Source organism: Cellulomonas dongxiuzhuiae, assembly GCF_018623035.1.
GTDB lineage: Bacteria > Actinomycetota > Actinomycetes > Actinomycetales > Cellulomonadaceae > Cellulomonas > Cellulomonas dongxiuzhuiae.
In genome coordinates this window covers 668,808-691,428 of sequence record NZ_CP076023.1, presented here as the reverse complement: position 1 = coordinate 691,428, position 22,621 = coordinate 668,808, and the positions used below count along the sequence as shown (strand labels likewise).

At 74.0% G+C, this 22,621-nt stretch carries 13 protein-coding genes; all 13 read right to left on the bottom strand.

The window, feature by feature from the left end; genetic code table 11:
- Positions 1-66 precede the first annotated feature (66 nt).
- The 13 genes from KKR89_RS03190 to ftsH all read right to left on the bottom strand — a co-directional run bounded on the left by KKR89_RS03190 (position 67) and on the right by ftsH (position 22,582).
- Positions 67-4,788, bottom strand: a complete 4,722-nt coding sequence (locus tag KKR89_RS03190; protein ID WP_208197830.1) for an endo-1,4-beta-xylanase — start codon at positions 4,786-4,788, stop codon at positions 67-69.
- A 262-nt stretch (positions 4,789-5,050) separates the two neighbouring features.
- The gene (locus tag KKR89_RS03185; protein ID WP_214765668.1) at positions 5,051-10,201 is read right to left on the bottom strand and encodes an endo-1,4-beta-xylanase; all 5,151 of its coding nucleotides are present in this window, start codon (positions 10,199-10,201) and stop codon (positions 5,051-5,053) included.
- 203 nt (positions 10,202-10,404) lie between these two features.
- Positions 10,405-12,123, bottom strand: coding sequence for an L-aspartate oxidase (locus KKR89_RS03180; RefSeq protein ID WP_208197233.1), 1,719 nt, complete (start codon positions 12,121-12,123; stop codon positions 10,405-10,407).
- Between the two features lie 112 nt (positions 12,124-12,235).
- Complete coding sequence (panD, locus tag KKR89_RS03175; RefSeq protein ID WP_251140996.1) at positions 12,236-12,703, bottom strand: aspartate 1-decarboxylase; 468 nt, start codon at positions 12,701-12,703, stop codon at positions 12,236-12,238.
- Positions 12,700-13,692 carry a pantoate--beta-alanine ligase gene (gene panC, locus KKR89_RS03170; RefSeq protein ID WP_208197232.1) on the bottom strand — a complete coding sequence of 331 codons (993 nt, stop codon included), beginning with the start codon at positions 13,690-13,692 and terminating at the stop codon, positions 12,700-12,702. Before panC ends, panD begins: the two co-directional genes overlap by 4 nt.
- Entirely contained in the window at positions 13,689-14,735 is a 1,047-nt protein-coding gene (locus tag KKR89_RS03165) for a Rossmann-like and DUF2520 domain-containing protein (RefSeq protein WP_208197231.1), read from the bottom strand. The genes panC and KKR89_RS03165 overlap by 4 nt, the downstream gene beginning before the upstream one ends.
- Complete coding sequence (locus tag KKR89_RS03160; protein ID WP_208197230.1) at positions 14,732-16,366, bottom strand: PH domain-containing protein; 1,635 nt, start codon at positions 16,364-16,366, stop codon at positions 14,732-14,734. The genes KKR89_RS03165 and KKR89_RS03160 overlap by 4 nt, the downstream gene beginning before the upstream one ends.
- Positions 16,363-16,884 (bottom strand): PH domain-containing protein, encoded by a 522-nt coding sequence (locus tag KKR89_RS03155; protein WP_208197229.1) that lies wholly within the window; start codon positions 16,882-16,884, stop codon positions 16,363-16,365. The genes KKR89_RS03160 and KKR89_RS03155 overlap by 4 nt, the downstream gene beginning before the upstream one ends.
- A 79-nt stretch (positions 16,885-16,963) precedes the next feature.
- Positions 16,964-17,458: a DUF3180 domain-containing protein gene (locus tag KKR89_RS03150; protein ID WP_208197228.1), complete on the bottom strand. Its 495-nt coding sequence runs from the start codon at positions 17,456-17,458 to the stop codon at positions 16,964-16,966.
- Positions 17,455-18,891 (bottom strand): 2-amino-4-hydroxy-6-hydroxymethyldihydropteridine diphosphokinase, encoded by a 1,437-nt coding sequence (gene folK, locus KKR89_RS03145; RefSeq protein WP_208197227.1) that lies wholly within the window; start codon positions 18,889-18,891, stop codon positions 17,455-17,457. Before folK ends, KKR89_RS03150 begins: the two co-directional genes overlap by 4 nt.
- Positions 18,888-19,778, bottom strand: coding sequence for a dihydropteroate synthase (gene folP / locus KKR89_RS03140; RefSeq protein ID WP_208197319.1), 891 nt, complete (start codon positions 19,776-19,778; stop codon positions 18,888-18,890). Before folP ends, folK begins: the two co-directional genes overlap by 4 nt.
- A 106-nt stretch (positions 19,779-19,884) precedes the next feature.
- Positions 19,885-20,487: a GTP cyclohydrolase I FolE gene (folE, locus tag KKR89_RS03135; RefSeq protein ID WP_208197318.1), complete on the bottom strand. Its 603-nt coding sequence runs from the start codon at positions 20,485-20,487 to the stop codon at positions 19,885-19,887.
- A 46-nt stretch (positions 20,488-20,533) separates the two neighbouring features.
- On the bottom strand, positions 20,534-22,582 hold the full coding sequence (gene ftsH, locus KKR89_RS03130; RefSeq protein WP_208197226.1) for an ATP-dependent zinc metalloprotease FtsH: 2,049 nt from the start codon (positions 22,580-22,582) through the stop codon (positions 20,534-20,536).
- Positions 22,583-22,621 lie beyond the last annotated feature (39 nt).

Below are 22,621 nucleotides of genomic sequence, written 5' to 3'. Positions count from 1 at the left end.
CAGCCGGAGGGGCTCCGGGGAGGGCCGGGGTGAGGTCGTGCCCTCACCCCGGCCGGGTCGGGAGGGTCAGCGCCAGACGACCACGGGGATCGAGAGCATGCTGCGGGTGGTCCCCGCCGCGTTGGACAGCTCCACGGTGTACTTGTAGATCCCCTTGGCGCGGCCCGTGACCCGCGTCCCCGCGTGCTGCGGGTTGCGGCCGTTCGGCGTCAGCGTCTGGGTGTCGACCAGCACACCGTTCTCGTAGAGCCGGTACGTGTCGGCGTTGGTGCCCCACCACATGTGCATCGACACCGTGTAGCTGCCGTTGCCGTCCCAGTTGTCGTGCACGACCACCGGGATCCCGGGGTTCGCGGCGACGACCCGCACGACGAGGGCGCGGCTCGTGGTCGAGCCGTGCTGGTTGGTCGCGACGACCTCGTAGGAGTACGAGCCGTTGGCCCTGCCCGTGACCTCGAAGGTCGCGGTCTGGGCCTTCGGCGTCGCGTCGACGACGCGCTGCGTGGCGATCGGTGCGCCGTTCTCCAGGAGGGTCAGCGTGTGGGCGTTCTGCCCCCACCACACCGTCGACGTCACCGTGAAGGAGCCGTCACCGTCCCAGTTGTCGTGCGACAGCAGCGGCTTGGCGGGCACGCCCGTCGCGGGGCCCGGTGCGGGCTCCGCGGCGACGAGCCGGACGACGCCCCACCGGGCGTTCGACTGGTAGCCGGCACCGGTCGGGTCGGCCCAGTTGGTGATGCCGAGGCGCGCTCCGGCGCTGGCGTCGTTGACCTGGTAGTCCACGCCGTGGAAGGTGTCGAGGCCGCCCTCGTCGAGCAGGTCGACGGCGAGCTCGACGAGGTAGCCCTCGTCGGTGCGCGACGTCGCGGTCTGCACGCGCGCCCGCTGCGCGGCCTCGTCACCGGTGCCGAACGAGACGACGTTGTCCGCAGAGACGCGGATCTGCATGTCCTGCGGGCGGTACGCGCCGTTCTTGTAGTTGCCGGCGTCGACGTAGATCTCGACCGAGTCCTGGATCCACGGGTCGGAACCCGTCACGTCGATGTCGGGGTCGGTGACCTCGGCGAGCACGTACAGCGTGTCGTCCGACCACATCGTCCGGACCTCGGCGACAGCCGTGCCCGTGCCCGACACCTGCTTGGAGGTCGTGACGGGCTCCGCGTCCGCCCAGACGCCGTCGACGTCGCCGTCGACCACCGGCGCCGTCGAGGCCTGCGGGGCCTCGTGGAAGGAGAGCTCCTCGACGAGGCTCAGCGTGCCGGTCGCGCCGGCGTTCGCCCACCCGGTGACGTCGTCGCCGTCGACCACCCGCACGTCGAACGACAGGATGGTCCCCACCGCCGCGGCGTCGAGCGGCACGTGCACGACGGCACGCCAGCCGCCGGTCCGGTCGGCGTCGACACCGTCGACATCCCCCGAGCCGTCGCGGGCGTAGGTGTACGTGGTGTCGCCCACCTGCACCTCGAGGGCGTCGGCGTCGCCGTCGACGTCGGCGAGCACCGTGAGGGTGTCCGCGGTCCAGCGGAGCTGGAACGCGCCCGCCTCGCCGATGTCCAGCAGCCGCAGCTGCTGCCACTCGACCGCGGACGTCGCGTCCTCGTCGAGCGCGACCTGACCGCCGAACACCGTTGCCGTGCGGATGCGGTCCGGCAGGTCCTGCCCGGCCGCACCGTAGTACGCGGGCTTGGCCTGCAGGTCGTCGTTGAACAGCAGCGGTGCGCCGTTGTCGTTGACCCAGCTGCGGCCGTCGTTGAGGCCCCACACGGTCACCGAGAACAGCGAGTCGGCGTGCGACCGGAAGATGTCGAACGCGTCGCGGTAGAAGTAGCCCTGGTCGATGAGCTTGGCGTCGGTCACCGGCAGGCCGGTGGCGACGTCGAGCTCGGTGACGGCCTGGACCACGTCGAGCGCCTCGAACCGCTCGATCGCTGCCTCGAGCGCCGAGACCGGCAGCGACAGGCTGACGTGGAACTGGTGGCCCACGCCGTCGACCGGCACCCCGCGGTCGAGCAGCCGCTCGACCAGCGCGAAGTAGCGGTCCTGCTTGCCGGACTGCTCGGTGTTGTAGTCGTTGATGAACAGCGCGACCGGGCGGTCGGTGCCCGGCGCCGCGTACTCCTCGTTGAAGGCCTCGTCGGCGTACTGGAACGCGAGGTCGATGAAGTCCTCGCCGAGGATCCGGAACCACTCGGAGCGGCGCAGCCCGTCGGGGTTCTCCGCCCCGTCGGACACGACCTCGTTGACGACGTCCCACGCCACGAGCGGGTTGGTGTCCGACCCGAACGCACCGTAGGTGCCCGCCAGGTTCCCGGCGATGTCGAAGATGTGCGTGCGCAGGCGCTCACGCAGCACCGCCTGGCCCGCGTCGTCCGCCGTCAGCGGCTGACCGGCCTCGTCCTGGAAGAACCACGCGGGCGTCTGGCTGTGCCACACGAGCACGTGGCCGTAGACCCGCATGTCGTTCGCCGCGGCCGAGTCCATCAGGACCGTCGCCTCGGGGTGGATCCGGAAGGCGCCCTCGGCGTCGTACCAGGCCTCGGGCTTCATGTGGTTCTCGGCCGTGATCTGGTTGAAGTGCCGCTGCGTGAGGGTGCCCGGGTCGCCCTGGGTCTCACGGCTGTCGATCGCGACACCCATCGGGAACGGGACGGTCTCCTTGAGGGGCGTGATGTCCTCGATGGTCGCCGGCGGCGGCGTGCGGAACGTGATGTCGTCGACCAGGAAGGTCGACGTGTTGCCGGGGTTGCCGCTGTCCCACGCGGTCTCGAAGTAGACCTCGGCGGCCGTCTCGTACGCCGGCAGCGAGAACTTGCCGGTGACGCGGGTCCACTCCTCGGTGACGCCGGTGATCGACAGGAGGTTGCCGTAGGTGCTCGTGCCCCCGGTCTCGGTGCGGGCGCTGAGCGTCATGTCGCCCGGCGTGCCGTCGAACCGGAGCCACGCCTCGAACTCGTACGTCGTGCCCGCGGCCAGCAGCCCGGTGACGTCGTACTGGATGCCCTGGCCCTGGTGGACGCGGTCGGACACCTGCGCGGCGTGCGCCGAGTCGTGCCCGCCCTCGGCCACGGCGACCGTCGCGGCGCCGTCCTCGGTGGCGCGCGGCGCCCAGCCCTGCAGCGTGCCGTCCTCGAAGTCGAAGGACAGCTCCACACCGGAGCCCGCACCGTCCGCGCCGCCCTGGGGCAGCGTGAACGTCCAGCCGTCGGCCAGGCGCTCGGTCACGACCGTCTTGGTCGCCGCGATCGAGGCCGCCCGGTCTCCCCCGCCGTCGTGCACGAGCACGATGCGGCCCGGCTGCATGGCGGTACGCAGGTTGGCCGTCAGCTCGGCCTCGTCCTGCGTGGCCCAGTCGTTGATGGTGTTGGACACCGCGAGCGGCTGCATGCCGAGCGCGACCGCCACGGGGATGGTCTGGCCCCACGAGCCGTTGGGGGCGCGGAAGTACGGGACCTTCGCCTCGGGGTCACCGAGCGCGTCACGGATGATCTGCAGGTTGGCCTTGAGGTCCGCCTCGACCTGCGCCTTGGTGTACCCGCCCATGTCGGCCCAGCCGCTGCTGTGGTTGCACAGCGTGTGGCCCTCGGACACGATCCGGCGCAGCAGGTCGGCACCGCCGGGCGCGGTGATCTGCGAGCCGATGACGCAGAACGTCGCCGGCAGGTCGTTCTCCGCGAGGAAGTCGAGGAGCTCGGCGGTGTCGTCGCCGTTGGGGCCGTCGTCGAACGTCAGGGCGGCGACGTTCCCCGTGCCGCGCGCAGCGCCCACGGGCGTGCTGGTCGGGTTGACCGCGCCGCCGAGGACGAAGCCCTCGAGGTCCGGCTCCCAGTCGTCGGTGACGGTCTGGCCGGTGATGACGACGTCGTCGACGAGGAAGCTCGTCGTCGCGCCGGCGGCCTCAAGGTACAGGTCACCGCCGGTGACGGCCGCGCCGCGCGTGTACGTGCCGGTGAGCTCGACCCACTCCTGGTCCGTCACGTCGACCGCGGGGGCGGCCTGCGTGTACGCCTCGGGGGTCTCGGCGACGGTCGCCTTGACGGTCGTGGCCGCCTCGCCCGGCGCGAGCTTGACCCACGCCGAGATGTCGTACGTCGACCCCGCGGCGAACAGCGACGCGATGGGCGTCGCCGCGCCGTGCCAGTCGGCCGTCCGGCCGGACACGAGCATGCTCGCCTCGCCGGCGTGCGCGTCGTCCGTCGTGCGCGCGATCGTGGCGGCGCCCCGGCCGACCCACGGCGCGACGTCCGCCTCGAAGTCGCTGGCCAGGACGACCTCGGGCTCGGCGCCCTCGCCCTCGCGCGTGATCTCGATGTCGTCGACGAGGTAGGTGTACGGCGTGCCGGCCTCGGTGCCGGACAGGTCACCCGTACCGAGGTAGACCGCACGCGTCACGTCCTCGGCGGGCGTGTACGTCCCGGAGACGGTCGTCCACGCGTCGTCGCTGATCGTGGTGCTGCCGACCCACGTGTAGTCCTCGGCCACGACGAAGCGGATGCCTGCCGTGCCCTCGGTGCCCTCGGGCAGCCGGGCGCGCATCGTGAACGAGTAGGCGACACCCGCCTCGTAGGCGACCTCGGGCGAGGAGATGCCGTCGTAGTCCGTCGTGCGGTCGGCGACCTCGAGAGCCTTGCCCCCGTCGGCGTCGACGTACCCGAGGACGGGCTCGCCGCTGCGCGTCCAGTCGCCGGTCGTCTCGTCGTCGAAGTCCAGACCGAGGACGACCTCGGACTCGGCGGCGGCGGCCGCGGGGCCGATCGCCACGAGCGGGGCGGCGACGAGGGCAGCTGCCACCGCGCCGAATCCGACAGTTTCGAGCACTCGGTGGTGCCGGGTCCGACTCATTGACGCTCCCTTGCGCACGGAAAGTCCGATTCGGACCCACGGTACGCACACAGTTGGTCATCCGACCAGGGGGAAGCGGTCGCAATCTGCGGATGACCACCTCATCAGGACCCGAAACTTTCTGTGGTGTCACCCGGAAGGGTGCGGCCGGCACGACGAAGCCCCACCGGCGAGCAGGGGGATACCTGCCGGTGGGGCTCCGTCGGGTCCGTCAGCGGCGCAGCGTGCCACCAAGCTCGGCGGCCAGGCGGCCGCGTCGGCGGACGACCAGCAGGACCGCGCCGGTCAGCAGGACCAGGAGGCCCAGCAGACCGAGGCCCAGACCGGCACCCGTGGTGGCGAGGCTGCCGCCGCGGGTCGTCGGCGTCGCCGCCGTGCCACCCGCGCCCGCTGCCGCGTCCGCCGCGAGGACGGTCAGCGCGCCCTCCGCGAGGACGTCGCCGTCGACCGCGGCGGCGATGCGGTACGCGCCCGCCGCCGTCCCGGCCGGGATCGTCACCGTGAGCGACGCCGTGCCGTCGCCGGCCACGAGGACCGACCCCAGCGCGGTGGTACCCGCAGGGCCCACCAGACCGATCGTCACGGTGTCACCGGGCGTGAACCCGGTCAGGGTGACCGCCACAGCGCCGCCGGCCTTGACGTCCGGCGTCGACAGGGACAGCTCCGGCTCGACGCCGTCGACGGGCGGCGTCAGAGCGGACACGAGCTGTGCCACGCCCCAGCGCTGCGGCGACTGGAAGCCCAGACCGGTCGGGTCCGCCCACGTGCGCACCGAGGTGCGCTCGCCGTCGGTCGCGTCGTTCACCTGGAAGTCCAGGCCGTGGAACGTGCCGAGGCCGACGTACTGGTCGAGCATGTCGACGGCCGCCTCCACGCGGTACCCGGTGGCCGTCGTGACGACCTCGGCCTGGATCCGGGCCATGTGGAACCCCTGGTCACCCTGACCGATGGTGACCCCGCCCGCCGCGTCGACCCGCACGTGCAGGTCGTCGTACCGGAAGGTCGGGTTCTTGAAGTTCCCGGCGTCGAGGAAGATCTCGAACGAGTCCTTCTCGTGGGCCGCCGTGGCGGAGGTGTCCGGTGTGGCGTCCACGACGTCGGCCAGGACGAACAGCGTCCTGCCCTTCCACAGGGTCCGGACGGTGGCGGTCGCACCGGGCGCGCCGTCGACCTGCTTGCCCGTGGAGACCGTGGCCGCGTCCTGCCACTGCGTGTCCACCTCCCCGTCGACGGTCGGCTCGGCCGCCGTCCTGACGACCTCGACCGTGGACAGCGGGTCGACCAGCGAGAGCTCGCCCAGGTGACCGGGCGTGTTCCAGCCGACCACCGTGTCGCCGTCGACGACCCGGACGTCGAACTGCAGGACGTCGCCCAGCTCGGCAGCCACCGGCACGTGGACCACGGCGGCCCACCCGTCGGCGGTGTCGGACACGACGCCGTCGACGTCACCGGAGCCGGTGCGCGAGAACGCGTAGGTCTCGTCGCCGACCTGCACCTCGAGGGTGTCGTAGGCGTCCTGCACGGCGGCGTACACCGTCAGGTGGTCCGGCGCCCAGCGGGTCTGGAAACCGACCTCCCCCTCCACGTCGTGCAGCGGGAGCTGCTGCCACGCGACGTCGGCGGCGGCGTCGGCGTCGAGCGCCACGTCCCCGGCGAACGAGCTGGCGGTGCGGATCCGCGCCGGCAGGTCGCCGCCGACGATGCCGTGGTAGGCCGGCTTCGCCTGCATGCCCTCGTCGAAGACGAGCGGCCCACCGCTGGAGTTCCGCCACGACCGGGTGTCGTACAGGCCCCACACGGTGATCGAGAACATCTGGTCCTCGTACCGGTGGAAGGCCTCGAACGCGTCCCGGTAGTAGTAGCCCTGCTCGATGAACAGGGCCTCCGTCGCCGGGGCGCCCGTGGTGACGTCGAACTCCGTGACCGCCTGCAGCAGGCCCAGACCGGAGAACCGCTCCAGCGCACCCTCGAGGAACGAGACCGGCACCGACAGCGAGACGTGGAACTGGTGGCCCACGCCGTCGATCGGGACGTCACGCTCGAGGAGCCGCTCGACCAGCGCGTAGTACCGGTCCTGCTTGCTCTTCAGCTCGGAGTTGTAGTCGTTGATGAAGAGCGGGATCCGGTCCGCCCCGGGCGCGAGGTACACGCCGTTGACGTACGTGTCGGCGTACTCGAACGCGCTGTCGACGAACTCCTCGCCGAGGTACTTGTACCAGTCGCTGGCACGCATGCCGTCGTCAGGGTCCTGGTCGGAGATGACCTCGTTGACGACGTCCCAGCCGACGACCGGGTTGGTCGGCGAGCCGAAGTCGCCGTACTCCTCGGCGATCCAGCGGGCCACGTTCTCGATGTGGTCCTCCATCCGCTGGCGGACGATCACCGCGCTCGCGTCGTTGACCGGCAGGGCCGCGCCCGCGTCGTCCTGGAAGAACCAGGCCGGCGTCTGCGCGTGCCACACGAGCACGTGCCCGTACACCCGCAGGTCGTTGGCGACGGCGTAGTCCATGATGGCCTTGGTCTGCGCGTTCGGTGCGAACGTGCGGCCGTTGTACCAGTTCTCCGGCTTCATCGAGTTCTCGGCCGTGACCTGCTCGAAGTGCTGGTTGAGCAGCTCCGCCGCCGACCGCTGGGTCTCCCGGGCGTCGATGGCCACACCGAGCGGCACGTCGACCGAGTCGAACAGCGCCGGCAGGTCCTTCTGGATCTTCGGGTCCGGCCGCTGGGTGAAGGTGATGTCGTCGACCAGGAAGGTCGACGTGTTGCCGCCGGCGTAGTGGGTCTCGAAGTACAGCCGCGCACTGGTCGTGTACGGCGGCATCGCGAACGTCCCGGAGACCTGCACCCAGTCGTTCGCCATGCCCGTCAGATGCACCAGGTTCGGGTACGTGTTGTCCACGTCAGCCGTCAGGGAGACGTCACCGGGCGCGCCCTCGAACTTGATCCACGCCGAGAAGTCGTACGTGGCGCCGCCCTCGAAGATGCCCGTGACGTCGGCGATCAGACCCTCGCCGTGGCCGTCGCGGTTCGAGATGCGTGCCGCGTACCTCGACGCGTGACCAGGCTCGACGACGTCGACCGTGGGCGGGCCGTTGCCGACGTCGCGGCCCGTCCACCCCTGCAGGGTGTTGTCCTCGAAGTCGGCGTCGATGCTGCCGGACGGGACGTACGAGCCGTCCGCACCGCCCGTGGGCAGCGTGAACGCCCAGCCGGCGGCGATCTTCTCGGTGACGACCGTCCGCGTCGCGGCGACGGACGCGGCACGGTTGCCGCCGCCGTCGTGCACGAGCACGATCTGGCCGTTCTGCATGGCTGCCCGCAGGTTCGTAGTCAGCGTCGCCTCGTCCAGGGGCTCCCAGTCGGAGATCGTGTTGGTCACGCCGAGCGGCTGCATGCCGAGCGCGACGGCGACGGCGGCCGTCTGGCCCCAGCTGCCGTTGGGGGCACGGAAGTACGGCACCGGGGCGTTCGGGTCACCGAGCGCGTTGCGGATGATCGTGAGGTTCGCCTTGAGGTCGGCCTCGACCTGCGCCTTGGTCATGCCGCCCATGTCCGCGTACGACGTGCCGTGGTTGCACAGCGTGTGCCCCTCCGACACGATCCGCTGCAGCGTCGCGGCACCACCGGATGCCGTGACGTTCTGGCCGATGACGCAGAAGGTGGCGACCAGGTCGTTCGCCGCCAGGAAGTCCAGCAGCCCGGCCGTGTCGGCACCGTTGGGGCCGTCGTCGAACGTCAGCGCGGCGGTGTTCGTCGCGCCCTCGACCGTGCGGGCCGTGGTGACGGGCGTGGTCGTCGGGTCGACCGCACCGCCGGGGACGAAGCCCTCGAGGTCCGGGACCCAGCCGTCGCCGGGGCCGGTGGCGACCGGCGGACCGAGGATGGTGACGTCGTCGACGAGGAAGCTCGTCGTGAGGCCGGCGGCCTCGAAGTAGAGGTCACCACCGGTGACGCCGGGGCCGCGCGTGTAGGAGCCGGTGAGCTGCACCCAGGCGCCGTCCGTGACGGTGACCGCCGGTGCCGCCTCCACGTAGGAGGTGTCGGTCACGGGCGTCTCGGCCACCGTCATCTTCATGGTCGTCGCCGTCTCGCCCGGCGCCAGCCTGACCCACGCCGAGACGGTGTAGGTGCCACCGGTGGCGAAGATCGGGTTGATCGGTGTCTGCGCGCCGTGCCAGCCGTCGGTGCGACCCGCGACGAGCATCGCACCCGTGCCGGTGTGCGCGTCCGTCGTCGTGCGCGTGACGGTGGCGTTGCGGGCGACCCACGGCGTCAGCGCGGACTCGAAGTCCGACGCCAGGACGGTCACGGGGGCCCCGGGGTCCACGGGGTCCACGGGGTCGGCGGCACCCGTCGCGCGGGTGACCAGGACGTCGTCGACGAGGAAGTCGGGGAACGTCGCGGCGACCTCCGAGCTGCCCCAGGTGCCGGCCTCCACGGCGAACTTCACCGTGCTCGCGTCCGCACCGGCCGGCAGCGTGTACGTGCCGCCGATGGTCGTCCACTCACCGGCGGTCAGCGTCTGCGGGCCGACGGGCGTGTACGCACCGTCGTACATCGTGAAGCGACCGACCGCGCCCGGGTCCGGCGCGAGCAGCTTGACCCGCGCGCTGAACGTGTACTCCACGCCCGAGGCGAAGATCCCGGTGCCCGACTGCACGGTGTGCCACGTGGCCCCGCGCTGCGTGACGCTCAGCGCCTTGCCGTCGCCCTCGACGACATGAGCGAGGACCGGCCCCACACCGTCCCCGCTCACCGACAGGTCACCCAGCGTGCCGTCGTCGAAGTCCGCCGACACCACGACGGTCGTCGTCGGCGGGGTCGCCGTCGCCGGACGGGTGACCAGGACGTCGTCGACGAGGAAGTCGGGGAACGTCGCGGCGACCTCCGAGCTGCCCCAGGTGCCGGCCTCCACGGCGAACTTCACCGTGCTCGCGTCCGCACCGGCCGGCAGCGTGTACGTGCCGCCGATGGTCGTCCACTCACCGGCGGTCAGCGTCTGCGGGCCGACGGGCGTGTACGCACCGTCGTACATCGTGAAGCGACCGACCGCGCCCGGGTCCGGCGCGAGCAGCTTGACCCGCGCGCTGAACGTGTACTCCACGCCCGAGGCGAAGATCCCGGTGCCCGACTGCACGGTGTGCCACGTGGCCCCGCGCTGCGTGACGCTCAGCGCCTTGCCGTCGCCCTCGACGACATGAGCGAGGACCGGCCCCACACCGTCCCCGCTCACCGACAGGTCACCCAGCGTGCCGTCGTCGAAGCTCGCGGACACCACGACCTCGGGCGCCGCCGCGGTCGCCGACGACAGCGTCGTCCCGACCATCGGGGCTGCGACCAGGGCCACGACAGCGGCCGCCACACCGATACTTTCGTGCACCTTTCGGCGCCTCTTGACGTGCATCGTCGCTCCCTTGCGCAGCACAGCACCCCCCGCTTCCGGGGCCGGACCGCTCAACCTACGGAGCAGCGAGGGAAAGCGGCAGACCTGGTCACCCGTTCAGATGCAGCCAAGTCATCCGACGTCTGGAGAAAGTTTCGACCCTTGGGAACGTGCTCACCGGACTATCCGACCGGGCGAGGCCCGATCTCGACCGATCCGTCCGTTCCCGATTTCACCCCGACGCGCACACGCCACTCCTCCTCCGTGAGCGGGAAGTCGCTCCGCGCGTGCCCGCCGCGCGACTCCTCGCGCACCAGCGCCGCCAGCGTGAGCACCGTGGCCACCTGGTGCACGTTGGTCGTCTCCCACTCGGCGAGCTGCGGCACACCCAGCGGCCGGCCGTCGTCCCGCCGCTGCTGGGCGTCGGTCGGGATCGCCGCGAGCGACGTCAGCGCCCGGCGCAGCCCGTCGCCGGAGCGCAGCACGCCCGGCCCGTCCGTCGCCACGCGCTGCACGCGCGCGCGCGACGCCGCGGCCACCAGCGCCTCGGGCCCCGGGCGGGGGACGGGGTCGACGCGCGGCAGGAACCCGCCCTCGACGCGCGCGGCGACGTCGCGCGCCGCGCGGTGCGCGAACACGAGCCCCTCGAGCAGCGAGTTCGACGCCAGGCGGTTGGCGCCGTGCACACCCGTGCACGCGACCTCGCCCACCGCGTACAGGCCCGTGAGCGACGACCGCCCGTCGAGGTCCGTCACGACGCCGCCCGAGTGGTAGTGCTGCGCCGGTGCCACCGGGACCAGGTCCGTGGCGGGGTCGATGCCGTGCTCGGCGAGGCGCTCGTGGATCGTCGGGAAGCGCCGCGCGAAGAAGTCACCACCCAGGTGCCGCGCGTCGAGCCACACGTGGTCCGACCCCGTCGCCGCGGTCCGCCGCACGATCGCGTGCGCGACGACGTCCCGCGGTGCGAGCTCCGCGAGCGGGTGCTCGTCGGGCATGAACCGCACGCCGTCGGTGTCGAGCAGCAGCGCGCCCTCGCCGCGCACCGCCTCGCTCACGAGCGTCAGCTGGCCCTTCACGCCCGTGCCCAGCCACAGCACCGTGGGGTGGAACTGCACGAACTCCAGGTCGCCCAGCAGCGCACCCGCGCGCAGCGCCGCGGCGATGCCGTCCCCCGTGGCCTGCGCCGGGTTGGTCGACGACCGGTACACCTGGCCGATGCCCCCGGTCGCCAGCAGCACGACGGGCGCGAGCGCGGCGCCGACGCCGTCGCGCGACCCCTCCCCGATGACGTGCAGGGTCACGCCCGCCACGGCGCCCGGCGCGCCGTCCGGACCCGGTGCGCCCGTGAGGACGTCGAGCACGAGCGCGTGCTCGATGACCTCGATGCCCGGGTCGTCGCGCACCGCCTCGATCTGCGCGACGAGCGCGCGGGAGATCTCGGCGCCCGTCGCGTCGCCGCCCGCGTGCGCGATGCGGTCCGTCAGGTGCCCGCCCTCGCGCGTCAGGCTGATCTCGCCGTCCGCGGTGGTGTCGAACACGGCCCCGCGCGCGACGAGCTGGCGCACGCGGTGCGGGCCCTCGGTGACCAGCGTCTCCACCGCCCGGGGGTCGCACAGGCCGCCGCCGGCGACGAGCGTGTCGTGCAGGTGCGCCGCGGGTGAGTCCGTCGGGTCGAGCGCCGCCGCGATGCCGCCCTGCGCCCAGACCGTCGACCCGGAGGACAGCACGCCCTTGGTGACGAGCAGGACGCGCCGCACGCGCGTGCGCAGCTCGAGCGCCGCGGTCAGGCCCGCGATCCCCGAGCCGACGACGACCGCGTCGGCGTGGACCGTCCAGCCCGGCTCGGGCGCCGCGAGGCGGGTGGCGAGGCGGACGGACGGCAGGTCGGGCGTCACGAGCACGAGGGGGACCCTAGCGCCCCGGCCCGCGCCCACCGCCGTCGCGCCGGGACGCGGACGCGCAGCCGGTCGCGCGCGGTGGCCGCCGCCCCGTGGCTCCGGTCCCGCGGTGGCGTCAGGACGTGCGGTCGAGCGCCGCGCGGGCGCTCGACATCGGGATGCCCGAGGCGACCAGGCCCGTCCGCTCGGTCCACCCGTCGGGGACCTGCCCCGGGTCGTCGCCCGTCTCGACGACGCGGTTGTCGGCGTCGACGAGCACGACGTGCGGCGTGTACGTGCGCGCCTCCGCGTCGGACATCGTGCCGTAGGCGATGACGATGACGACGTCCCCCGGGTGCACCAGGTGCGCCGCCGCCCCGTTGACGCAGACCTGGCCCTCGCCCGGCTCACCGGCGATCGCGTACGTCGTCAGGCGCGCACCGTTGGTGACGTCGACGACGTCGACCTGCTGCCCGGGCAGGATGTCGGCCGCCGCGAGGAGGTCGGCGTCGATCGTGATCGAGCCGACGTAGTGCAGGTCGGCCGCCGTGACCGTCGCACGGTGCACCTTGCCGGTCATCATCGTGCGCTGCAGCGTGGTCACGCGGCACCTCCGCCCGTCGGGCCGGCCGCGCGCCCGCCGCGCTCGGGTGCGCCGCCCCGGCCCGCCGGCGTGCCGTGCAGCGTCAGCGGTGCGTTGTCGATGAGCCGCGTCGCGCCGACCCGCGCCGCGAGCAGCAGCACGGCCTGCGACGTCCCGGCACCGGCGGACGCGAACGTCGCCGCGTCGACCAGTGCGACGTAGTCCACGGCGTCCTGGTCGGACAGCCGCTCGCCGAGCACCGCCCGCGCGGCGGCGACCACCGCGTCGGGGCCGTGTCCCGCGTCGGCGACGCGGCGACCGGCGTCCAGCGCGACCGACAGTGCCAGCGCGCGCTCGCGCTGCTCGGGCGTCAGGTAGGCGTTGCGGCTCGAGCGCGCGAGCCCGTCGTCCTCGCGCACGGTCGCGTGGACCTCGACGTCGACCGGCACGTCGAGGTCGCGCACCAGGCGACGCACCGCGGCGACCTGCTGGGCGTCCTTCTGGCCGAAGACCGCCACGTCGGGACGTGTCAGGTGCAGGAGCTTGAGCACGACCGTGAGCACACCGTCGAGGTGGCCGGGGCGCGACTCCCCCTCCAGCACCTCGCCGAGCCGCCCCGCCGTGACGCGCACCACGGGGTCGCCGTCGGGGTACACGACGTCGACCGTCGGCGCGAACACCACGTCCTGGGGCCGCAGCAGGCCCGGGCCCGACAGCAGCGCGAGGTCGCCCTCGAGGTCGCGCGGGTAGCGCGCGAGGTCCTCGGTGGGGCCGAACTGGAGCGGGTTGACGAAGATCGTCACCACCACGAGGTCGGCCAGCGAGCGCGCGTGCTCGACGAGCGCGAGGTGACCGGCGTGCAGCGCGCCCATCGTCATCACCACGGCGCGCCGGTACGGCCGCCGGTCCGTGTCCGCCTCGGCGCGCGGCAGCGACGCGGCGTCCTGCGCGGCCAGCGCGGCGGCCAGCGCGTCGCGGTCGCGCACGAGCGCGGGGTGGGTGGTGGTCATGCGTCCTCCTGCGGCGGGGTTCCGCCGTCCTGTCCCGGGCCGTCCCGCCCGGGGTCCCCGGGGGGCGGCGATCCGTGGTCCTCACCGTGCAACGCCGTGGGGGCCGACTTGATGCCCGCGAGCGCGTCGAGCACGTCCCGCGCAGCCTCCGGCCGCACCAGCCCGGCACCGAGCGCGCGTGCCGTCGCCGCGCGCGACAGGGCACCGTAACCCGCCGGCACGTCGACCGCACCGGTGGTCGCGCCCAGCGCCGTCAGCACCGCGACGTGGTCGGCGACCGTCCCCGCGTCCCCGCGCCGCACGGGCCCCGTCAGTGCGGAGATGGCGCCCGGGCCGCCGTCGCCGGCCGCGTCCTCGGCGCGCAGCGCGCCGTCGAGGGCGGCCTCCAGGAGGGGCCGCAGCACGTGCCCCGGCTCGTCGACGCCGGCGGCGCGCAACGCCTGCGCGGCCTGCGCGACGAGCACGACGAGGTGGTTCGCGCCGTGCGCGAGGCCCGCGTGGTACAGCGGGCGCTGCTCCTCGCCGACGACGACGGGCTCGCCCCCGATCTCCACGACGAGCGCCTGGCCGATCGGCAGCACCGGGCCCGGCGCGGTGACGGCGAACGCGCAGCCGACGAGCCGCGCCAGGTCGAGCGACGTCCCCGTGAACGTCATCGCGGGGTGCAGCGCGAGCGGGATGACGCCCGCCGCGCGCGCGGGCGCGAGGACCGCGGTGCCGAACCGGCCCGACGTGTGCGCGACGATCTGCCCGGCCTGCCACGCACCGGTCTCCGCGAGGCCGCGCACCAGGGGTGCCAGCGCGTCGTCGGGGACGGCGAGGAGGACGAGCTCGGCACGCCGCACGACCTCGGGGACCTCGAGCACGGGGACACCGGGCAGCAGCATCGCCGCGCGCTCGCGCGACTCCTGGGACACCGCGGACACGCCCACGACCGGGTGGCCGGCGCCACGCAGGGCGCTGCCCAGGACGGCGCCGACGCGTCCGGCGCCGATGACGCCGACACCCAGACGCCCGGGCCGGGACGCGGGGTCCGCGCTCACGTCCGGGGCTCGCCGAGCACGGGCGGCGCCTGCGGAGCGGCGTCGGGCACCCGCGGGGCGAGGGCGGCCACGGCCTGCGGCGGCTGGGCGCCCGCAACCTCGCCCGCATCACCGATCGGGGCCGCCGCGGCACGCATCCACAGCTCGGGGCCGGCGACGGCGCGCGCCTGCCGGGCGCGGTGGGACTGCAGCTCGAGCAGCTCCGCCGCGACGTGCTCGTCGAGGTGGTCGACGCGCGGCGAGACGGGCCCGGGCGTCGAGTGGGTCACGAAGGACGCGAGGCGCAGGCGCCGCTGCAGCGGTCCCTGCTCGAGCGCGATGCTCTGCGTGCGCTCGTGCGGCACGACCACGACGCTGCGCCACCACCGCCCCGACCGCATGACCAGCGCGGTGCGGGTGACCAGCACGCCGTGCCGGCGGCGGCTCAGCGGGTCGACCCACCGGGCGCTGCGGGGCGCGGGCGTGAAGCCACCGTCCGCGTCGAGCCCCGTGAGCGCGGCGTCGAGCATGCGCGCCGGGTCGTCGACGCCCAGGTCGGGCAGGACGAGCCACAGGGCGACCCCGACCTCGACCCGGGTCGCCACCGGGTGCAGCACCGAACCCTTCTGCGCCTCGGCGTCCGCGCCGTAGCCCGCGACGTTGATCTCGACCTTCCACCAGTCGGAGCGGCGCCACAGCGGGCCCTGGCTGATGCGCACCGCCTGGACGCGCCCGGGCGGGACGGTCTGCGTGCGGGTCTCGGTCAGGCCGTGCCGCAGCCGGATGCCGTCCGGTGACGCCGCCGCGCGGAAGGTCGCGCCGGTGTTGATGCGACCCCAGACGTAGCCGCCGGCGCCGAGGACTGCCGGGATCAGCACGAACATGCCGCCGATGTCACCGGCGACGACGCTGACGACGACCGCGACGACCACGGCGACCAGCACGAACCACGGCGGGACGGACCACAGGATGGACCGGATGAGCCGCGGCATGGGCAGCTCGTACACCTGCCGCTCGGGCGCGGGCGCGTAGACCGGTGCGGCGGCCACCGTGCCGGTGTCGCCCTGGGCCGGAGCGGGCGACGCGGCGTCGCCGTCGGTCACGGGACCGGACGGTGCTGCCACCGCCGCCTGCGGACCGACCCCCGCGGCGAGCGCGAGGATCTGCGCACGCAGCGCCGTCGCCTCGGACTCCCGCAGGAACGCCAGCTGCACGGCGGACCCTGCGCCACCGGCGACCTCGAGGTTGAGCTGCGCGAGCCCCAGGAGCCGCGCGAGCAGCGGCTGCACCACGTCCACGGCCTGCAGCCGGTCGAGGCGTGCCTGCCGCTGCTGCCGGAACAGCAGACCCGTGCGCAGGTGGACCGCGCTGTCGGTGACGGCGAACCGCATGACCCGCCACGCCAGGGCGGAGTACACGAAGCCGACGACGCCGACCAGCAGCACGACGCCCAGGATGACGAGCCACGCACGGCCCGGGCCGAGCGCGTCCGCGATGTCGCGCAGCATGTCGGACATCTGGAACCCGATGATCGCGACGAACGCGACCAGCGCCTTCCAGCCCCGCAGCGCGGGCGTCACGGGGTGCAGGCGGCGCCAGTCGTAGCCCTCCTCGCCCGCGGACTCCGGCACGGGATGCAGCGCGGTGCTCACAGCCCCGCCAAGCGGGCCTCACCGCGCGACGCGAGCCGGTCGCGCAGGCGCGCCGCCTCGGCCGGCGGCAGACCCGGGATCGTCGCGTCGGTGCCCGGCGCCGCGGTGTGCAGCTGCACGGTCGCGATGCCCAGGCGGCGGGCGAGGGGCCCGGAGCTGACGTCGACGAACTGCATGCGGCCGTACGGGACCACGACGAGCGAGCGGAACATGATGCCCTTGCGGATCAGGAGGTCGTCGGCGCGCTCGGCGTAGCGCAGCGTGCGGACCTGCCGGTGGACCAGCAGCGCACCCCACAGCAGCGCCGCGGCGAGCACCGCGGGCACGGCCCACAGCCACGCCACGTCGAGCGCGGCCGCGAGCGCGACGGTCGGGGCGAGGAGCACGACGGCCCACACCCCGAGCACCACGAGCCGGGCCGTGGCCAGCCGCGGTGACACCGCGGTCCACGCGACGTCGTGCAGGTCGAACGGGTCGGCTCCGGACGCGACGCCCTGCGTCCCGGGGGTGGTGGTCATGTGCTCATCCTCCCGCACGGCGGGAGCCCTGCGGTGCGGTCGCGCGGACGAGCGGGCGACGCGGGTGGTTCCGGCCGGGTCAGCCGACCGACGGGTCGAGGTCGGCCCCGCGCGGCACCGCGGGCTCCTCGGCGTCCGGCGGCGGGATGCGGCACCAGTGCTCGACGACGAGGCCCACGACCGTCAGCGCGACCGCCCCCAGCACGGCGAGCCCCGCGGCCGCCGCGCGCGTCGTGCTGCCCGGCACGTCGGCGTCGGTCAGCAGCGACAGCGCCTGCCCGCCGTACCACCCGGTGAGCAGCGCGCCCGTGTAGCAGGACGCCTTCGCCAGGACGGCGGTGCGTGCGGCCCGCACCGGGTCGAGCAGCGGCCGCTTGCCGCGCTGGTACTGCCGCACGGCCCAGCCCATCGACAGCACGACGCCCGCGATGACCAGCTCGACCACCACGACGAGCCACGGGACGTCGGGCGGCGTGGCGGCCCCCCGGCCCACCATCATGCGCATCGCCCACCACGTCACGGCGGCGACGCCGACGGCCAGCAGGACGAGCGTGCGGACGCGGGTCGCGCTCACGGCAGGTGCGCCTCGCCCGCGCTCGCGCCCTCCGGCTCGGGGTTGGCCGCCGGCACGGGAGCGGTGAGCCAGTCCAGGGCCATCCAGCGCACGCCGTCGCGGTCGGGCGCGGTCGCCGCGAGCTGCGCGACCGGACCGCCGCCCAGGCCCGGCAGCTGCGCCTCGGGGTCGACCTGCGCCCACGGCTGCAGGACGAAGGCGCGCTCGTGCGCACGCGGGTGCGGCAGCTCGAGGTCGTCCGTGACCGCCACGGTGTCGCCGTACACGATGATGTCGACGTCGAGCGTGCGCGGCCCCCAGCGCTGGACGCGTTCGCGCCCGTGGCGCTGCTCGACGGCGTGCACGGCCCGCAGCAGGTCCCGCGCCGCGAGCGTGGTGCGCGCGAGCACGACGGCGTTGAGGAAGTCCGGCTGCTCGGGGCCCACGGCGGCCGTGCGGGCGAGCGGCGAGACCGCCACGACCTCGACGCCCGGGGTCGCGGCGAGCTCGGCGACCGCCTGGCGCAGCGTCTCCTGCGCGGGCCCCACATTCGACCCGAGGGCGAGGACGCACCGGACGGGCTGCGCGGGCGGCTCGTCGAGGGCGTCCAGCACGAGCTCGCCGTCGACGACGTCGGGCACCGGCGCCATGAGCTCGGTGCGGGCGCCGTCCGGCGCGGCGTCCGGCCCGGCGGCCACCGCGGGCATCACGCCGGTGGGGACGGCACCGCTGGGCGCCGGTCCGACGACGACGGCACCGACCCCGTCGGGCCCGGCGTCGTGGCCGAGGCGCGACGCGTCCGGTGCGGGGGTGGAGGCGGCGGCGGGCGCGGGGGCGGCGGGGGCACCGAGCGGCGGCGACGGGGGCCCGGGCACCGGCAGCGGCGCCGGCGGCACGGGCACGGCCGGGGCGGACGGCGGCGGCAGCTCCGGCGCGGGCGGGGACGACGGCCCCGCGGCGAGCGGGAGCGCAGCGGTGCGCGGGCGCAGCCCCGTGTCGGCGGACCGCCGGACCTGACCCGTCGCGGGGCGGTACGGCTCCGCGGCGGGCAGCTTGGTGCGGTCGCGGCGGATCGACACGACGACGTCGCCGAACGGCACGGGGATGGGAGCCTGCGGCTTGTGCACCGCGACGTCGACCGCCTGCACGCCCGGCAGCGCGAGCACGGTCGCCGCGATCCGCTCCGCGACGGTCTCGATCAGGTCCACCGGCTCGCCCGACAGCACGGCGGCCACCAGCTGCGCCGCCTGGCCGTAGTCGACCGTGTGCACCAGGTCGTCCCCCGCGGCGGCACGGCGCGTGTCCACGTGCACCACGACGTCGGCGACGAAGGTCTGCCCGTCGCGCCGCTCGTGCTCGAACACCCCGTGGTACCCCGTGGCGGTGACGCCCGTGAGCCGGATCTGGTCCAGCCGGCGTCCGCCCTCGTCGTGCACGTCGTCCTGCACGTTCACCGTGCTCCCTCCTGTGCCGCACCCGTCGTCGCGTGCCGCGTCGTGGCGTGCTCTGTCCTGACGTGCCCGGCCGCACCACCGGCCGTGCCGACCTGCGCGTCGCGCCAGCGGGCGGCGACCCGGACCGCCGCGGCCGACGCGGCCACCTCGTGCACCCGCACCGCCCAGGCGCCGGCCGCGGCCGCCAGTGCCGTCACGGCCGCCGTGGCGTCGTCGCGTGCGGCCGGGGGGGCGGGCGTCCCGTCGGGCCCGGCCATGAGGTGGCCGAGGAACCGCTTGCGGCTCGCCCCCACGAGCACCGGGTACCCGTCGGCGACCAGCTCGGGCAGGTGCGCCAGCAACGGCCAGTTGCTCTCCCCGGTCTTGGCGAACCCCAGGCCCGGGTCCAGCACGACCTGCTCGTCGCGCACCCCCGCGGCCCGCAGCGTCGCGACGCGCTCCGCCAGCTCGCGCCGCACGTCGGCCACCACGTCGTCGTACGTGTCGTGCGCGTCCATGACGTCGGCGTGCCCGCGCCAGTGCATGGCCACGTACGCGGCCCCCGTGCCGGCCACGACCGACGCCATGTCGGGGTCCGCCATGCCGCCCGAGACGTCGTTGACGAGGACGGCGCCGCGGTCGACGGCCTGCGCCGCGACGACCGCGCGCGTGGTGTCGACGCTGACGACCGCACCGCGCGCGACGAGCTGCTCGACCACCGGCAGCACGCGGGCCAGCTCCTCCTCGACGGGGACGCGCGCCGCGCCCGGCCGCGTGGACTCGCCGCCCACGTCGAGCAGGTCGGCGCCCTCGTCGAGAAGCGCCGCCCCACGCTCGACCGCCGCGGCGACGTCGAACCAGCGCCCGCCGTCGGAGAAGGAGTCCGGCGTGACGTTGACGACGCCCATCACCAGCGTCCGCGCCGGGGCCCGCAGCGCGGCCGGCAGCGCGGTCAGCCGCGGCCCGGGCCGGTCGGCACCCTGCGTGCTCACCCGCGTCTCCACGTCGGCCCCGTCAGCGCCCCGTGACCAGGCTCATGGCCTCGGCCCGGGTCGCGACGTCGCGCATCTGGCCACGCACGGCGGAGGTCACGGTCCGCGAACCCGGCTTGCGGACGCCGCGCATCGACATGCACAGGTGCTCGCACTCGACGACGACCAGGACGCCCCGGGGGTCGAGCACGTCGACGAGCGCGTCGGCGATCTGCGAGGTCAGCCGCTCCTGCACCTGCGGGCGTCGCGCGTACACGTCGACCAGCCGCGCGAGCTTCGACAGGCCCGTGATGCGACCGTTCGCGCCGGGGATGTAGCCGACGTGCGCGACGCCGTGGAACGGCACCAGGTGGTGCTCGCACGTCGAGTACACCTCGATGTCACGCACCAGGACCATCTCCTCGTGCCCGAGGTCGAAGGTCGTCGTGAGGACGTCGCGCGCGTCCATCGTGAGCCCCGCGAAGATCTCGCGGTACGCCCGGGCGACGCGCGCCGGTGTCTCGCGCAGACCCTCACGGTCCGGGTCCTCGCCGACGGCGAGCAGCAGCTCGCGCACGGCCCGCGCGGCGCGCTCCTCGTCGTACGGCCCGACGGCGCGGCCGCCGCCGACACGGGTCGGGGAGATGACCGAGCGCGCACCGTCGGCCGCGGGGACCGTCGCGTCCGTCACGTCAGCGCGGCCCGTCAGCGTCGGGCGTGCCGCTCGGCGGCAGCTCCACCACGGCGGTCGGGGGACGCTCCGTGTGGGCCGCGGCCGCCTCGTCCTGCGGGATGACCGGGTGGCCGTTGAGCGCGGCCTGCTCCGCCGGGGTCATGACGGGACCGCGGTCGGTGGTGCGCTCGTCGCCCGAGACCCAGACCTCGCGCGGGGGACGCTTGGTGATGGGCTCGAAGATCGTCGCGAGCTGCTCCTGGTTCAGGGTCTCCTTCTCCAGCAGCTCGAGCACGAGGGCGTCCAGCACGTCGCGGTACTCGACCAGGATGTCGCGCGCCTCGTCGTGCGCGCGCTCGATGAGCGCCCGTACCTCGATGTCGATCGCGCCCGCGACCTCCTCGGAGTAGTCCCGCTGGTGGCCCACGTCGCGGCCGAGGAACATCTCGGAGGACTCCCCGCCGAGCTTGATCGCGCCGAGCCGCGCGCTCATGCCGTACTGCGTGACCATCTTGCGGGCCGTCGACGTGGCCTTCTCGATGTCGTTGCTCGCACCCGTCGTCGGGTCGTGGAACACGAGCTCCTCGGCGACCCGGCCGCCCATCGCGTACGCGAGCGTGTCGAGCAGCTCGTTGCGCGTCGTGGAGTACTTGTCCTCCATCGGCATGACCATCGTGTAGCCGAGCGCCCGCCCGCGGGGCAGGATCGTCACCTTCGTCACGGGGTCGGTGTACCGCAGCGCGGCCGCCACCAGGGCGTGGCCACCCTCGTGGTACGCCGTGATCTTCAGCTCCTTGACGTTCATGACGCGCGTGCGCTTCTGCGGGCCGGCGATGACGCGGTCGATCGCCTCGTCGAGCGCGTGGTCGTCGATGACCTGCCCGCCGGTGCGGGCCGTGAGCAGCGCCGCCTCGTTGAGCACGTTGGCCAGGTCGGCACCGCTGAACCCCGGGGTGCGGCGCGCGACGACCGCGAGGTCGACGCCCGGCGCCATCGGCTTGCCCTGCGCGTGCACCGCGAGGATGCGCTCGCGGCCCTTGAGGTCCGGCGGGTCGACCGCGACCTGCCGGTCGAAGCGGCCGGGGCGCAGCAGCGCGGGGTCGAGGATGTCGGGGCGGTTGGTCGCGGCGATGAGGATGACGTTCGTCTTGACGTCGAAGCCGTCCATCTCGACGAGCATCTGGTTGAGCGTCTGCTCGCGCTCGTCGTGCCCGCCGCCCAGGCCGGCGCCGCGGTGGCGGCCGACCGCGTCGATCTCGTCGACGAAGATGATCGCGGGGCTGTTCTCCTTGGCCTGCTGGAACAGGTCGCGCACGCGGCTCGCCCCGACGCCGACGAACATCTCGACGAAGTCCGAGCCGGAGATCGAGTAGAACGGCACACCCGCCTCGCCCGCCACGGCGCGCGCCAGCAGGGTCTTGCCCGTCCCCGGGGGGCCGTACAGCAGGACGCCCTTGGGGATCTTGGCCCCGACGGCCTGGAACTTGGCCGGCTCGGCGAGGAACTCCTTGATCTCCTGCAGCTCCTCGACCGCCTCGTCGACACCCGCGACGTCGGCGAACGTGACCTTGGGCGACTCCTTGCTCACCAGCTTCGCCTTGGACTTGCCGAAGCTCATGACCTTCGAGCCGCCGCCCTGCATGTTCGACATGAGGAACCAGAACAGGCCCAGGATGATGACGAACGGCAGCACGAGGCTCAGCAGGCTGCCCCACCACGTCGGCTGCGGGACCTTGGACGTGAAGCCGTCCGCGGGGTCCGCCGCGGTGATCGCGTCGATCACCTGCGGGCCCTGGGGCGTCACGTAGAAGAAGTAGACCTGCGTGCCGAGGTCGCCCGGCTCGTCCGGGTCGGGGTCGTAGGCCTCGCTCAGCGTGAGGTCGACGCGCTGCGTCCCCTCGGTGACGAGGGCCTGCTCGACCTTGCCGTCCTGGAGCAGCTCGAGACCGACGGACGTGTCGACCTGCTGCACGGACGGCATCTGGAGCATGCCGAAGGCCGCCAGCGACAGGGCGACGGCCAGGGCGACCCAGATGAAGGGGCCGCGGAAGAGACGCTTGAAGTTCATGGGCGATCGGGGCGTGGCCCCTCATCCTCCGCTCGACGG